This window comes from Abiotrophia sp. HMSC24B09 (genome assembly GCF_001815865.1).
GTDB lineage: Bacteria > Bacillota > Bacilli > Lactobacillales > Aerococcaceae > Abiotrophia.
The window spans coordinates 14456-27770 of sequence record NZ_KV822203.1; the positions used below are offsets into that span (position 1 = coordinate 14456).

17 protein-coding genes are annotated in these 13315 nt (G+C 45.9%); 11 read left to right on the forward strand and 6 right to left on the reverse strand.

Features of this window, described 5'->3' with window-relative positions; translation table 11 throughout:
* Nucleotides 1–379 precede the first annotated feature (379 nt).
* The 3 genes from HMPREF3093_RS04820 to HMPREF3093_RS04830 are packed head-to-tail and all read right to left on the reverse strand — an operon-like array spanning nt 380 to nt 5338.
* The gene (locus HMPREF3093_RS04820; protein WP_143227661.1) at nt 380–2152 is read right to left on the reverse strand and encodes a hypothetical protein; all 1773 of its coding nucleotides are present in this window, start codon (nt 2150–2152) and stop codon (nt 380–382) included.
* Nucleotides 2145–3977, reverse strand: a complete 1833-nt coding sequence (locus tag HMPREF3093_RS04825) for a molecular chaperone HscC (RefSeq protein ID WP_070755856.1) — start codon at nt 3975–3977, stop codon at nt 2145–2147. Before HMPREF3093_RS04825 ends, HMPREF3093_RS04820 begins: the two co-directional genes overlap by 8 nt.
* A 5-nt stretch (nt 3978–3982) precedes the next feature.
* Nucleotides 3983–5338 (reverse strand): hypothetical protein, encoded by a 1356-nt coding sequence (locus tag HMPREF3093_RS04830; protein WP_070755857.1) that lies wholly within the window; start codon nt 5336–5338, stop codon nt 3983–3985.
* Between the two features lie 158 nt (nt 5339–5496).
* Between HMPREF3093_RS04830 and HMPREF3093_RS04835 the strand changes: the two genes are divergently transcribed.
* The 4 genes from HMPREF3093_RS04835 (at nt 5497) to HMPREF3093_RS04850 (ending at nt 8100) form a co-directional block, all read left to right on the forward strand.
* Nucleotides 5497–5931 (forward strand): PH domain-containing protein, encoded by a 435-nt coding sequence (locus tag HMPREF3093_RS04835; protein ID WP_070755858.1) that lies wholly within the window; start codon nt 5497–5499, stop codon nt 5929–5931.
* Between the two features lie 376 nt (nt 5932–6307).
* The gene (locus HMPREF3093_RS04840; RefSeq protein WP_070755859.1) at nt 6308–7207 is read left to right on the forward strand and encodes a CPBP family intramembrane glutamic endopeptidase; all 900 of its coding nucleotides are present in this window, start codon (nt 6308–6310) and stop codon (nt 7205–7207) included.
* Nucleotides 7191–7478, forward strand: coding sequence for an autorepressor SdpR family transcription factor (locus tag HMPREF3093_RS04845; RefSeq protein WP_070755860.1), 288 nt, complete (start codon nt 7191–7193; stop codon nt 7476–7478). The genes HMPREF3093_RS04840 and HMPREF3093_RS04845 overlap by 17 nt, the downstream gene beginning before the upstream one ends.
* A complete protein-coding gene (locus HMPREF3093_RS04850) occupies nt 7459–8100 on the forward strand; it encodes an SdpI family protein (RefSeq protein WP_083316277.1) in 642 nt (213 codons plus the stop codon). Before HMPREF3093_RS04845 ends, HMPREF3093_RS04850 begins: the two co-directional genes overlap by 20 nt.
* Nucleotides 8101–8630: 530 nt before the next feature.
* Here the strand turns inward: HMPREF3093_RS04850 and HMPREF3093_RS10020 are convergent.
* The gene (locus tag HMPREF3093_RS10020; RefSeq protein ID WP_083316278.1) at nt 8631–8843 is read right to left on the reverse strand and encodes a helix-turn-helix transcriptional regulator; all 213 of its coding nucleotides are present in this window, start codon (nt 8841–8843) and stop codon (nt 8631–8633) included.
* Nucleotides 8844–8984: 141 nt separating this feature from the next.
* On the opposite strand from HMPREF3093_RS10020, the gene HMPREF3093_RS04860 reads away from it, so the two are divergent.
* Nucleotides 8985–9296 carry a hypothetical protein gene (locus HMPREF3093_RS04860; protein WP_070755861.1) on the forward strand — a complete coding sequence of 104 codons (312 nt, stop codon included), beginning with the start codon at nt 8985–8987 and terminating at the stop codon, nt 9294–9296.
* Here HMPREF3093_RS04860 and HMPREF3093_RS09780 read toward each other — a convergent pair.
* On the reverse strand, nt 9277–9417 hold the full coding sequence (locus HMPREF3093_RS09780) for a hypothetical protein (protein WP_180363267.1): 141 nt from the start codon (nt 9415–9417) through the stop codon (nt 9277–9279). The genes HMPREF3093_RS04860 and HMPREF3093_RS09780 overlap by 20 nt on opposite strands.
* 141 nt (nt 9418–9558) lie before the next feature.
* Here HMPREF3093_RS09780 and HMPREF3093_RS04870 point away from each other — a divergent pair, with 141 nt between their 5' ends.
* On the forward strand, nt 9559–9747 hold the full coding sequence (locus tag HMPREF3093_RS04870) for a hypothetical protein (protein ID WP_070755863.1): 189 nt from the start codon (nt 9559–9561) through the stop codon (nt 9745–9747).
* On the opposite strand, the gene HMPREF3093_RS09785 is transcribed toward HMPREF3093_RS04870, so the two are convergent.
* Nucleotides 9741–9899: a hypothetical protein gene (locus HMPREF3093_RS09785; RefSeq protein ID WP_180363268.1), complete on the reverse strand. Its 159-nt coding sequence runs from the start codon at nt 9897–9899 to the stop codon at nt 9741–9743. The genes HMPREF3093_RS04870 and HMPREF3093_RS09785 overlap by 7 nt on opposite strands.
* Nucleotides 9900–10177: 278 nt before the next feature.
* Between HMPREF3093_RS09785 and HMPREF3093_RS04875 the strand changes: the two genes are divergently transcribed.
* The 5 genes from HMPREF3093_RS04875 (at nt 10178) to HMPREF3093_RS04890 (ending at nt 13230) form a co-directional block, all read left to right on the forward strand.
* A complete protein-coding gene (locus HMPREF3093_RS04875) occupies nt 10178–10588 on the forward strand; it encodes a helix-turn-helix domain-containing protein (RefSeq protein ID WP_070755864.1) in 411 nt (136 codons plus the stop codon).
* Nucleotides 10589–10602: 14 nt separating this feature from the next.
* Complete coding sequence (locus HMPREF3093_RS04880) at nt 10603–11022, forward strand: ImmA/IrrE family metallo-endopeptidase (RefSeq protein ID WP_070755865.1); 420 nt, start codon at nt 10603–10605, stop codon at nt 11020–11022.
* Between the two features lie 30 nt (nt 11023–11052).
* Nucleotides 11053–11904: a type II toxin-antitoxin system PemK/MazF family toxin gene (locus HMPREF3093_RS04885; protein WP_070755866.1), complete on the forward strand. Its 852-nt coding sequence runs from the start codon at nt 11053–11055 to the stop codon at nt 11902–11904.
* Nucleotides 11905–12091: 187 nt separating this feature from the next.
* Nucleotides 12092–12259, forward strand: a complete 168-nt coding sequence (locus tag HMPREF3093_RS10025; protein ID WP_180363269.1) for an Arm DNA-binding domain-containing protein — start codon at nt 12092–12094, stop codon at nt 12257–12259.
* Nucleotides 12241–13230 (forward strand): tyrosine-type recombinase/integrase, encoded by a 990-nt coding sequence (locus HMPREF3093_RS04890; protein WP_257244538.1) that lies wholly within the window; start codon nt 12241–12243, stop codon nt 13228–13230. The genes HMPREF3093_RS10025 and HMPREF3093_RS04890 overlap by 19 nt, the downstream gene beginning before the upstream one ends.
* Nucleotides 13231–13315: the final 85 nt, after the last annotated feature.

Consider the following 13315-nt stretch of genomic DNA (forward strand, 5'->3'; position numbering starts at 1 on the left):
CTTTGTTTTTGCCGGAAACCAGGGGAATTCACCGGTTTGGTCTGAGCTAGTGGTCCACTTGCCAGAGTGGTCCACTGGCTCCTCTGTTTTTGCCGGAAACCAGGGGAATTCGCCCTTTTTGACTGAGCTAGTGGCCCACTTTTTCGAGTGGACCACTGGCTCCTTTGTTTTTGCCGGAAATCAGGGAAATTCGCCGGTTTGGTCTGAGCTAGTGGTCCACTTTCTCGAGTGGTCCACTAGCTCCTTTGTTTTTGCAGGAAAACAAGGGGAAAGTGCCGGTTTGGTCTGAGCCAGTGGTCCACTTTCCAGAGTGGACCACTAGCTCCATACAAAAAAGCCAGCAAGACTGGCTTGCTGGCTAGTTATAAGGCTTGAGAACTTATTGGGGCAGGCGCTCCCACTGGGCCTTCACTAGGTCTCCCTGCTGGCTGTAGTGAACGCCCATGCTGGTGTCTCCCTGCTCAGGCGCTGCCCCACTAACGGCAGCCAGGACTTTACCCGAAGATAGGTCCACTAGGTACCATTGCTGGCTGGACTTGTCTTGACCGACTAGGGCCGGTTTCTGGGTTCCCTGGTCATTAAAGGCCTTCACCTGGCGCATGGCCTGATAGTCCTTAAAGTCTATCAGCTTGTCCTTGGCCCTTAGGTGGAGGGCATAGCCGGACTGGGTCTGATAGAGGGTGGCAGTCCGAGTCACAGACCAAGCCTGCTTAATGCCGGTCAGGCGCTCTTCTTCCCCAATCCAGAGGGTCTGATTGCCCTCTGGCCCTTCCAGTCGGCCGCTCTCCCCCATTTGATCTAGGCCGGACAAGTCCAGGCTAAAACTCGGAATGGAAATAGGGTCATAGCTAATAACGGCCAACTTGCCGACATCGACCGCTGGCTTGCGTGGCGGAACAGGATGGCTAGGGCCCGAGCCAGTAAATCGCCCGAAGATTGCTGCCAGTAAAAAGGCAATCCCCGCTAAGCCCAAGCGCCACAGAGGCCAATAAGGCAGACGGAAGCCCTGCTTGCTCTTCTTAAGCAAATGGATCAGGCCATATTGCTGGGCCAGTTGCTTGACCCGCTTGCGCTTGCGACGATTCTGGGTCAGGACTAGGCGGGTCAGGGCCCGGTCTAATGCTTCTTTCTGGTCATGCTGACGAATTTGCGCCATAAGGGCTTGGTTGGTCAGCAAGTCTTCTAGGTCCTGGTCATCCAGGAAGCCTCTGAGCGGAGCCAAAAGCTGCTGAATGTCAACTTGATAGTCCAGGTTGAAGTCCATGGACGGCTGGTAGTCCGCAGGCTCTGGCTCCTGCTCCTGCTCCTCCTGACGGAAAAGGTCCTGCTCGGGCTCTTCCAATTCAGAGAAAATGGGGTCGTCAGCCTCTAACTCATCCAAGTCCCCCAAAGAACTATCGGACTCGCTGTCATCCCAGTTAAGGCTACTTGATTGGCGACTGTCCTCGGCTTGGTCCTGCCAGTTAAGGCTACCCGACTGGCGACGCTCTTCTGCTTGCTCCTGCCAGTTGAGACTGCCCGACTGGCGATCTTCCTCTGGTCGGTCCTGCCAGTTGAGGCTGCCAGACTGGCGGCCTTCATCGGCTTGGTCCTGCCAGCTTAAATGAGCCTGGCTGGCTGGCTCCTGGTCTTGCGGTGCTGACCAGGACAGGGACTGGCTACTTGTGCTGTCCTCAGGCCCCTGATTGGCATCCGACCAATCGAAGCTGGTTTCAGAGCTAGGCTCTGTTTGCTTAGGTGCTTGCCACTGGGACTTGGTCTGGCCACTTGGGCCGGGCGACTGGCCAGGCTTTTGGCCGGACGACTGGTTAGGCTTTTGGTCAGCCGACTGGGCTGGCCCCTGATCTGACGGTTTGGCCTTAGACTGCTCGCTGGCATGATCGGGCTGGCTGCCGGCTTTGCTAGTGGCACTTGGGCCACTGCTTGCTGACTGGTCGCCTAAGAAATCCGCCCCCGCCCCCCTGCTTTCTTGGGCAGCTAAGTCGGTCGCCCGCTTGAGGGCCTCTTGGTAGGCTGCCTGTAGGGCCTGGAATTCTTCCGGATGGTCCTCTGGATGGTAGAGCTTAACTTGTTGGGCATAGGCCCGCTTAATGGCCTTCTTATCCGCAGTTGGCCCGCTTAGCCCTAAGACTTGCCAGGGCGTCTTAGCCATGGGCATCCTCCCCTTCCTCAGTTTCACTATCCTCATTGAGGAATTCCATGACGGTCCGGTCTAGCTCGGCTTCTAATTCTTGGTCCCAATCCGAATCTTGGTCCCAGTCAGACTCCACATCCCGGAAGATATCGCCCATGCCGGCATCCAAGCCCCACTCTAGGTGGTCTAGGTAGTCATTGGTTGAATCCAGCAACTGCCGCTTCTTAAGCAGGTTGTTCTGATAACGGGCAAAGAGACGGGAGAAGCGCATCAGAGTCAGTTGTAAGTCTTGCTTTTGCTCCAAGCTCAATTCTTGATAGAGTCGCAGGGCCCGTTCAAAGAGGGCATCCCGCTCTGGTTGGCTAGCCAATTGTAGGGCTAGCTCCTTGATTTCCTTATGGGCCGTATCAGTTTCATCCACCGCTACCAGGCTCTTGTTAGGGCCCAGCTTGTAGGTCTTGACTTCGTCGGTAGCCACGGTCTTGATTTCCACATAGAGGATAGAGTTGATGTCATAGGAATAAGTGACCGCAAAGGACTGGTCGTCAACATTGCTAGGAACTGGCAACTGAACCGAGCCCAGGAAGAGATTGTCCTTGGCATACATGGCTTCCCCCTGGTAGACCTTGAAACGAATAGTTGGCTGATCCTTGCGGACCGGCGAATAGATCTGGGTCTTGCTGCTAGGCAGAACGGAATTACGCGCAATCAGGACGTCAGACAAATCCTTGTCCTCATCCACATAGTTGTGAACCGAAGTAGACAGGGAGAAAGGACAAATGTCGGTCACCACCAAGTCCTTGACCTCTTGGGCCCGGGTCTTGATACCGATATACTGACCTAAACCTAGGGCCACTAACTCGTCCATCTTCTGACCGCTCACGACTGGCAGGTTAAGTAGGCGCTTGAGGTAGTCATTGACCACTGGCATGTAGGAAGAACCCCCAACCAAGATCAGGCGGTCTAGTTCGCCCGCACCAAACTTACTTTCCACAATGGCCTTGCGGATGACTTCCCGCATGCGTTTGAAGAGGGGCTGGCTGATTTCAGCCAATAATTCATTGGTAATCTTATATTCATGGGACTTACCTTCCAGTTGGACCTGCATATTGACTGACTCAAATTCAGACAATTGCTTCTTGACCCGCTCCGCCGCCAAGAGCAGAGAGTTGCGGGTGCGTCGGTTGAGAGCCTCAAAGTTGGTCCCAGCCTTGCGGCAAACATATTGGGCAATCAGTCGGTCGAAGTCGCTACCGCCCAGGTGGTTATCCCCGGCAATGGCCGCAATGGAGATGACATTTTCGAAGCAGTCCACCACGGACACGTCCAGGGTCCCGCCCCCAAAGTCGAAGACCACGAAGGTCTCGAATTCGTCTGCCTCATGACAGGCAATGGCTGCTGCAGACGGCTCATTAATGAGACGTTCTACCTTGAGGCCCAGCAACTCGCCCGCCTTCTTAGTGGCTTGGCGTTGCTCCGCGTTGAAGTAAGCCGGCACACTAATAACCAGCTCGGTCACCGTCTGACCTAAAAAGGCCTCGGCGTCTGCCACCAACTGTTTGAGGACACAGGCTGACAATTCTTCCGGCTGGAAGGCACGTTTGGACAAGGTAATTTGGCGGTTGGCCCCCATATGGAGCTTGAAGAGTTGGGCGGTGTCTTGAGGATGGGTCACTAATTTCTCCCGGGCAATCTTGCCGACTTGGATTTCGGCCCCGTCGTAGTAGACCACGCTAGGGGTCAGATATTCCCCAAAACTATTGGGAATCATGCGAACTTGCCCGTCACTATAGGCCACCGCCAAGCTGTTGGTGGTACCTAAGTCAATACCGATAACTGTCATAATACTTACTCCTTTTCACGCGATTGGAATCTGGCCAGCAAAGTCCCCACAAGGCAGGGAACTAAGGTCAGGGCCATGACCCACCAGATAATGTTGGGCACCTGCCAGAAGGCACCTTGATAGAGTCGCCAAGCCACCAGCAAGGCCGAGACGCTAATCAGGTAGCTGACCTGGTTAAGCAGGTAGCGCCCTGCTGGCTTCTTGGTTGGGTCTAGTTTGGCGTTAACATATAAATAAAAGCTACTTAATAAGAAGATCGAAAAATTAGGCTGGCTCATGTGCAAGAACCAGGCAACCAGGGTCACTAGGACCAGGCCGGCCAAAATCAGATAGAGGATGGGTTGGCCCGCATCATAGACCTGATTCTTGAAGTGAAAGGCCCCCATACCTAAGCCCCGCTGGGCCAAGAGCAGGACCGCCACTAGTGCCAGCAGCAGACCAAAGGTCCAGCCAAAGGCCGGCAACCAGGTCTCTTGCCAGACCGCCAAGAGGCCCAAGACCAGAGTGACCAGATAGAGGCCGGCCAAGGGCAGACTGGACAGGGCCAGATAGCGATAGCCCCTGCCATCCAAGTAATGAGGGAAGTGGCCCCAGTTATTGACCGTACTATATTCAAGCTCAAAACAGTAGCAGACCAAGGCGTTGCTAGCCACCAAGGGCAGCCAGACGGCATAGGCTTGGGGCCAAATCATGATCCCTAACCAGATTAAGATCTGTAAGCCAAAGCAAGCCAGACTACCAAAGGTCGTAATCAAGCCCGTTAGGAGCATAGCGCGATTGATTGGATACCAAGGCTTGCCTACCAGTTCCTGCCAGCGCTGATTGACCCGTTGGCCAAGGGCTTGGGTCAGTTCAGGATCGCCATTGAGGCTGGGAACATAGCCCAGTAAGGTATAGAGAACCCGTTTATTTTCTAATGATTCTAGGGGCAGGGCTTGTAGAGCCAAGAGGAAGTCTTCCTGGGGCACCTGCCAGTCCTTATTGGCTTGGTCGACTAGGAGCTGCTGCCAGGTTGACCAGTCATTGAATTGGGCTTTGACACCGGCCAGATTCTGGGCCAGTCGGTTATGAGCCACCTGCTGGCTGAATTGGCCCGACAGGCCTGATGCCATCCAGGCTTCCAGGTCAAAGTCGGTCCAGTCTGTCCCCTCCTCCTCAGATGAGTCATCCAAATCATTAAACAAGCTGGCGATGTCCTGGCTAGCGCCCCGCTGGCTGAGGGCCCATTGATAGGCTGCCTCTAGTTGGGCCAGGGCCTGGGCATCCTCCTGCCACTCCTCATAGCGTTGACGATAGGCTGCCTCTAGGACCGCCTCATCCTCTGTGGGACCCTCTAGGCCCAATATTTCATATGCTAACATTTTGTCGCCCCCTCCGTCGCGCGGTCATTTTTCCTGCTTGATTTTCGTGCTTCTATTGTACTACAGATTGAAGCCAGTTGAAAGTTAGGGCCTTTTCTTGGGCAAGGACGGCATGGGTCTGCTATACTAGAGCTAAGAATCCATAAGGAGGGATTAGTATGGTATTAGGCAATTTATTCCAAGGCCTATCCGGCAATATGAGTGAGGTCTCCAAAGACAGCTTAGCCAAGGACTACGGCCATCTCTTAATCGAAGAAGAAGAAATCCAGGCGGGCTATGCCCTCATTCGGGACCTGGTCATCTTCACCAATATCCGCATTCTCTTGGTCGACCGCCAAGGCACCACTGGCAAGAAGGCTCGCTATAAGACCATCTTCCTCATGAACATTATTAATGTCGAGCTAGAAACGGCTGGCGCCATGCTGGATGACAGCGAACTGACCATTGAATACCTGGATAACATCCGCCTCAAGGCCCACAGCGAAAGCCGCTTGACCCTGACCCTGGAATTCCCCAAACGCTATGACATGGGCCCCCTCTATACCATGTTAATGAAACTGGCCTATGAGAACCGGCTAAGGGCTAATGGGTAGAGATTAGACATATAGTAGCTAATCAACTAATTATTTCAACTATTATTTAGCAAGTCAGTGACAAAAACTGGAAATAGGTCATCATTATAAGGGACTTATTTTCGGTTTTTGCCCTGTTATAAAATGAAGTGCAACAAAAAAGACATGTTCATCTGATATACTAGAGTTGCGAAAATCAGTATAAAGGAAGATGAGCATGTCCACTAATTATTCTGCCACAAATCAATCATACAAACACTTATCTGAAGCTGAGCGAGGGGAAATAAAAATTTTCCAAACTATTTAGAAAAACATCTAAATAGTTCTTGTATATAGAATGGAAAGGTGTATAATACTATTTAGAAAAACATCTAAATAGAAAGTGAAGTATATCAATATGTCAAATAAGAGAACAATCCTTCTTTTTGTGGTCTTGGCTTACGGCCTTGCTTGGATAATATGGTTGGCACTATGGCTAAGTGGTGCCGGTCTTAATTCTCCATGGAATCAGCTTGCTAGTACTGTGGCCATGTGGATGCCTGCGCTTGCAGTCTTTATTTTAGGGAAAATCACGAATCAACCTAGTGGAATCAAATCTAAATTAGTCGTGAATCTCAAGAGGAACTGGCGCTTTTACTTACTAGCTATCTGGTTACCAGCAGTCATCAGTTTTTTAGGAGCAGGACTTTATTTTCTTGTATTTCCTAGCAATTTCAGCCTTGGTTTGGAATCTATTCAAGCCATCTTACAAGAAAAAGGCGTCTCTCAATCAACCATTCCCTTATCTTCCTTGGCCTTGATTCAAATCCTAGCTAGTTTGACCTACGCTCCTTTTCTTAATAGTTTCTTTGCATTGGGAGAGGAAATTGGTTGGCGTGGCTATCTTTACCCAGCTCTAAGAGAACGCTTTTCAATAGTCCAGACTCATGTCTTGCTTGGTCTCATTTGGAGTCTTTGGCATCTACCAATCAATTTGCAAGGCTATAATTATGGACTATCTTATTTTGCTTATCCTGTTTTGGGAGTTGTCGCCATGTTTCTATTTTGTTTTAGCCTAGGAATATTGTTAAGCTGGTTGTTGGCAAAGACAGGCTCTATCTGGGCTTCAGCACTATTTCATGGGGCAATCAATGCAACTGCAGGTCTTGGGTTACTCTTTCAATTACCAGGAGAAAAAGTTTCAGGCCTCTTGATTTTAGGCCCGTCACCGGCTGGAATGCTATCAGTTCTACCATGCTTATTCCTAGCCTTGCTAATATTACAAAGGGAAAGGAAGAACCATGAGTTTTGCAAATAGCTTTAAAGCCTTATCTCACCCAGTTAGGAGAGAGATTTTAAATTTACTCAAAACAGGTAGATTATCTGCAGGAGAAATTGCCAGTAATTTCGAGTTGACGGGTGCAACGATTTCACATCATCTTACGATTTTGAAAGCAGCTGATTTGATTCATGAAATGAAAGAGAAAAACTTTATTTACTATGAGTTAAATACATCGGTTTTAGAGGATATAATGGTTTGGTTAGCAGATCTGAAAGGAAATCATTTTGATGAAGATAAAAATCAATAAGAAATTGGTATTATTTACGAGCATTCTCATCCTACTACCTTCCCTTGTAGGTTGTGTTTTCTGGTATCAATTACCAGAGGAGATGCCCACTCATTTTAATCTACTGGGTCAAGCAGATGGCTACAATCATAAAATGTTTGCTATCTTTGGATTACCGACTCTCATGCTTTTGATGCATTGGTTGCTTCTATTTATAATGATTAAGGATCCTAAATCTAGCAATATCAGTTCAAAAATACAACTTTTGATTTACTGGATTATTCCTTTTGTATCTTGTCTATCAATGATTTCTATCTTCGGAGAATCTTTGGGTTATTCCATGATGAGTGGGCTACTAGCTCAGATTTTTATGGGAGTCGTGATGATTGTAATTGGAAATTATCTACCAAAAACACACCGAAATTATATAATCGGTATTCGACTACCGTGGACCTTGGAGAATGATCAAAACTGGAGAAAAACGCATCGCCTAGCTGGAAAAATTTGGGTATTAGGAGGATTGTTATTGTTTCTAAATTCCTTTGTGCAACTATATGTTTACTGGGTATTCTTCTTGACACTTTTCTTTGTAGTGATAATTCCTAGTGTCTATTCTTATCAATTATCAAAATTAGAATCTTGAAACAGGTATTTGAGTCATTAGTTAGAGATGTCGGTCTGATATGCGTAATTCCCCAGCGTATGGTCTGAAAAATCAAGTTCATTCCTTTATAAAAAAGAATGATTTACAAAAAGAAAAAATGAATGAAATGTTACTCATATAAACCTCTTTATCGCAGAGTGCGACAATGGTACTTTGCTCACCTATTTCTACATTGACGGAATAGAAGTTGATAGCAAACAGGTTGGTTTGGGTATGGATGGTTCTCTCTATGTTCCAGATACAAAAACAAATGTTGGCAAGCATAAAGTACACGCCGTCCAATATAAGGATAACGATAAAGCAAAAGGCCTAGTCTTTAATAGAGTCCATGAATTTGAGATTAAAGAAAAATAAAGAAACGCCACTAGACTTTGTTGGCTAGCGGCGTTTCTTTCATTCTTATACTGTGTAATTTTTGTGCACACCAAGTGACACATGCAATATCACTTGCAGACAAAAAGCCCGTCTTAACGGGCTTTTTGAATAGGTAAAATCAGGCAAAACCTGCCTTAACATCCCTCTCTGAAATAGTTGATATCCACGTTAAAAGCGTCAGATAATTTGCATATTAGTTCAAAACTAGGTTTCTTTACTTTGCCATTCCGTATTGCTGGCAACAATGAAGTGCTAATATTTGCTCTTCTTGCCACTTCTGCCTTGGTTAGCTCAGTTTTATCCAATAACTCGCTTATTTTATTCCACAACATATTGTGTTTACACATATTTTTCAGTTCCTTACGCACAACATGTAGGGTTGTAACGTTGACTCACAACTAAATATGTTATACACTTAATATGTCTTCATCATCTTTACCTTCTACTTCGATGTTTAGACACACTCTTAAAAGAAACGAGGTGATATTATGTTTGAGATTACTGGCTTAGAAGAGCTTGGAAAGCAACTTTCTCAGTTAGAACAGAATGCTAAGCGTCTTGATGGCGAGCACACGGTTTCTTTCGATGACCTGTTCACACCATCATTTATGATTAATTACACGAGTTTTGACTCTATTGACGAATTCGTCGAATCTAGCGGTTTCGATTTCCAAAACCAGGAAGAAATTGACGAAAGCTCATTAGATGAATTTGTTCGAGAAAATACGTCCTTTGATGATTGGCATTCAATGCAAGAGAAAGCTGCTGAACTCTGGGCTCTTAAACGACTCGGACTCTAGGCTTAAATGATTGAATTTTTTCAATCGTCTCTGTTAACTGTTCGCATTGCTCTTTTGCAGTGTCGAGCAGTTTTTTTAGATCGTCGATATTTTCAATTTTGATTGTCGTTTCTTTTTCCATGTTCTCACCTCTCTTGTAAATTCTTGCTGAATGTTTTAGGTTTCTTGCTGATTTTGTTTCCACTTCTTCTCCTAACCTCAAGCATTAGGTATGATGAATCTAGCTGCCTGCGTGCTTGAGGTTGTTGAGGAGGTGAAAAAAATGGGCCAAGAGAATAAGTCTTTTCCGTCTAATAAGTTAGAAGCTTTGGCGTTGCTTTATGTTGAAAAATCAGAGGACGTAAGCACACTTTCTCCTAAGACTTTATTAAAGCGGTACAATAGTGCCTACGATGAACTTCGCAGAGCTGATGCTGAAAAGAAACCAAATCCAATGGGGTACTTTCAGTAGAAAATTAGCGTTTTAGCGGTACTAATCAAATTTGCCATTGAGTTTGTTAGATTCGCTAACTTATCAGGGTCTGATGTTTCCTTGGACACATTTTTGAGTAATTCGAGTTGCTCCTTGATGGTGTCCAGGGCTTTTTGCGTTTCCTTAGTCATGCTCTCACCTCCTCCCTATAGAAAATATTCCGAGTTTAGGTTCCGTTCTTGTTGACATCGAACGGAATTTATTCTATTATGTAAGCATAAGAAATAAGCATACACTTTAAGACGTGCATTATCGTTGTCTTGGCGGACTTTATTTAGATAGATAGGCGTCAAATGTTTGCTTAACGATTTTAGCTTACAAAGTAATTATAAAGGATTATTTTCCTTGTGTCAACACTTAAACGGAAATTTTTCTCTTTATTTTGGTAAGCTCTTAGGAGTTGATAAAAATGTCTTTAGTAGAACGAATAAAAAGCCTTGCTGATAGCAAAAAGATGACCTTGGCAGAATTGGAACGAATACTTGGTCTGGCTAACAGTTCTATTAGAAAATGGGATGCGTCGTCCCCATCTAGCGAACGTTTGCAAAAGGTTGCTGACTACTTTCAAGTCAGTACTGACTATCTTCTTGGACGTTCAGAACAACCTTATTATACCCTTACCGAAAAAGAGAAGTTAGACATTGGCCAGGAGGTAGATCGCCTGCTAGATGGTATGGCTACCGATGCAGAGGTCAACTTTTACGGTGAGCCAATGACTGAAGAAGGTAAGGCTGCGCTTAAGGCAGCTATCCAAATGGCCATGGAGCTTAACAAGCAAAAGGCCAAGCAACACTTCACGCCTAAAAAATACAGAAACTGATTTGAGGTGACGCCATGACAATCGGTGATGAGGTCGACAAGCTATATCGTGCGCATGCAACGTACGATGCGCGTCGCATTGCCAAGGATAAGAAGATTGACATACTGGTCATGCCGTTGGACTCTGATACCTGCGGTCTGACGGTCAGAAACAGTCGTTTTAATACTATCATCCTCAATGAGCTGATTGAGGAGAATTTACAAGAGTACACGCTCTGCCATGAGTTGGGCCACTGCGTCTTGCATAAGCAGGCTAGCACTCCATTCATGCGATCGGTCTCTGTATCGTCATCCATCATGCGCATGGAGGCGGAGGCGCATCGCTTTGCCTTTGAGCTGCTCAATAGGCAGTATGCAGAGTTGTCGCTCATGTCTCAAGAGGCAATCGCCGAATATTTCGGCTTGCCACATCACTTTGTGAGATTCATAAAATAAAAACGCCATCGTGGGCGAAGGAGCAAAAACATGTCTAATCAGCCTCATTTAAATGAAAATAATCTGCTAGACAAGATATCGAGGGCATATGAAATTTTCAAAAATCAAAATCACAAGCAATACCTCAACTTGCTCAAATGGATTTCTAGATTGGTTAATCATGCTATAGCTGAATCAAGGTATAAAGGAAAGGCAGTAAAATACTGGGCATTCCCAAGAGGTAGCGTAGTGAAGGTAGATTTTGGATATAACGTCGGGTATGAAATTGGCGGCGTCCATTATGCCATAGTTCTAACCTCAAAAGATTCTACTAAATCCGGTCTTTTAACAGTTGTACCACTTGTGTCTAAAAAGCAAGGCAAGAGAATTCAACCACAAGAGATAGATTTAGGGACTGAATTTTATGATACGATTGAGCACAAAGTTGAAGCTACGCTTAGGAGTATTAACATATACGGTCTACATAGATCCAATATTGAGACAGAGCTGGAAAGGTTTAAGGCTACACACCAGGACAAAGAGTTCGTGTTCGATGAAGAGTCCACAAGAATGTATCCTACCCTTTCCACGATGTTGGTCCCCGATATATCCTACCCCTTCAAAGCAACTCATAAATACTTGTCGAAACGATACGAGGAGCAAGGAGACTTTTACAAATATTCTGTCAATTCATATATCGCCCTTCAAGAAGAAATCCAATTCATGAAAAGCGGGACAGTTGCTAAAATAGACCAAATTACCACCATATGTAAAACCAGAATTATAAATCCAACTAAAAAAATTCATGCCTTAAATAAAATTAAGCTATCTGATGCAACGTTAGATGTAATTACCAAAAAAGTGAATGAGTTATTTCTGTTTGACAAAGGTACTAGAGTCTGATATTATATGTGTAGAGTCTATAGGACTATTAAAACATATATTGCCTTTAGGGCTAGGACGAGTGCTTTGCATTCGTCCATTTTTTTATATCTGAAATGCCAAATCTAAGTCTATTTAGAACCGCCAGTCAGACGGCTGGCGGATGTATCGGGCCAAAAATAGAACATTTGTTTTAGGAGGTGTATTGATGGCAAGCATAACTAAGCGCGGTAAGGTCTGGCAGTATAGAATTTCTTACTACGATTCTGACGGCAAACGTAAGACGATAAACAAATCGGGCTTCAGGACTAAAGCAGAGGCCACTGCTGAGGCGAGATTAACTGAAGCCGACCTAATATACATGGCTACGACCTAGAAAGCGCGACAACGGAATTTAGACGGTATTTTAAGCGTTGGTATGAAACGACCAGGGTGCCGTACATTACAGAGCGGACCCAGGTCAACTATCACTATACGATGAAGGCGGTCGATAGTTACTTTGGCGCCACGTCGATTGGCGACATTACATCTGCTGATTACCAACGAATAATACTAGACTACGGCAAAGACCATGCACATGAGACTGCTAGGAAGTTTCACCATCACCTAAAGGCGTGCTTCGACTATGCTTTTAGGAACGGTGTCATTAAGAAAGACCCTACATTCTCCGCTAAGGTCGTAGGCAAGCAGTCTGATAAGAAGGTTAAATACTTGTCTGAGGCTGATATGAATAAGTTGATGCACCAGGTCCTAGAAACGACCACACTCGATAATACGGCCAACTACATCTTGATATTGGCCAATGCTACCGGCATGCGTATTGGGGAGATTTTGGGCCTTACATTTGGCGATGTTGACATTGCTAATCAGGTCATCTCGGTTAGACAATCTTATGACTATGTCCTTACACACAAAGCCAAAGCTACCAAAACAGAATCTAGTGTCCGCCAGGTAAAAGTAGATAAAGTAACCTGCTCCTACTTGGCTGAGATCGTAGATGACCGGCGAAGCTTGTGCAAGACATCTGACAAAAATGTGGATGGATTTATATTTATCAACAGAAACACTTTTAAACCGATTAGTTGGACCATGGTTAATAAGGTGCTGACTCGTCACTGCGAACGAGCTGGAGTGCCACGCATAACCACACATGCGTTCAGGCACACACATATTAGCTACCTGCTTAACAATGACGTATATGAACAATATGTATCAGAGCGTGTAGGCCATGCTGATACAACCATGATTCGACGAGTCTACGGACACGTCTTAGATGAACTAAAGGCTAAGTCTGATGATAAGGTCATCCACCTTCTGGACATGCAAAAAAGCTCCGCCAGCCATTAAGGTTAGCGGAGCTTTTTTTGTGCACTGAGTGTGCACAAAGTGTGCACAGTTTTTAAATTACCTATAAGCACCTATAATCAAGAAT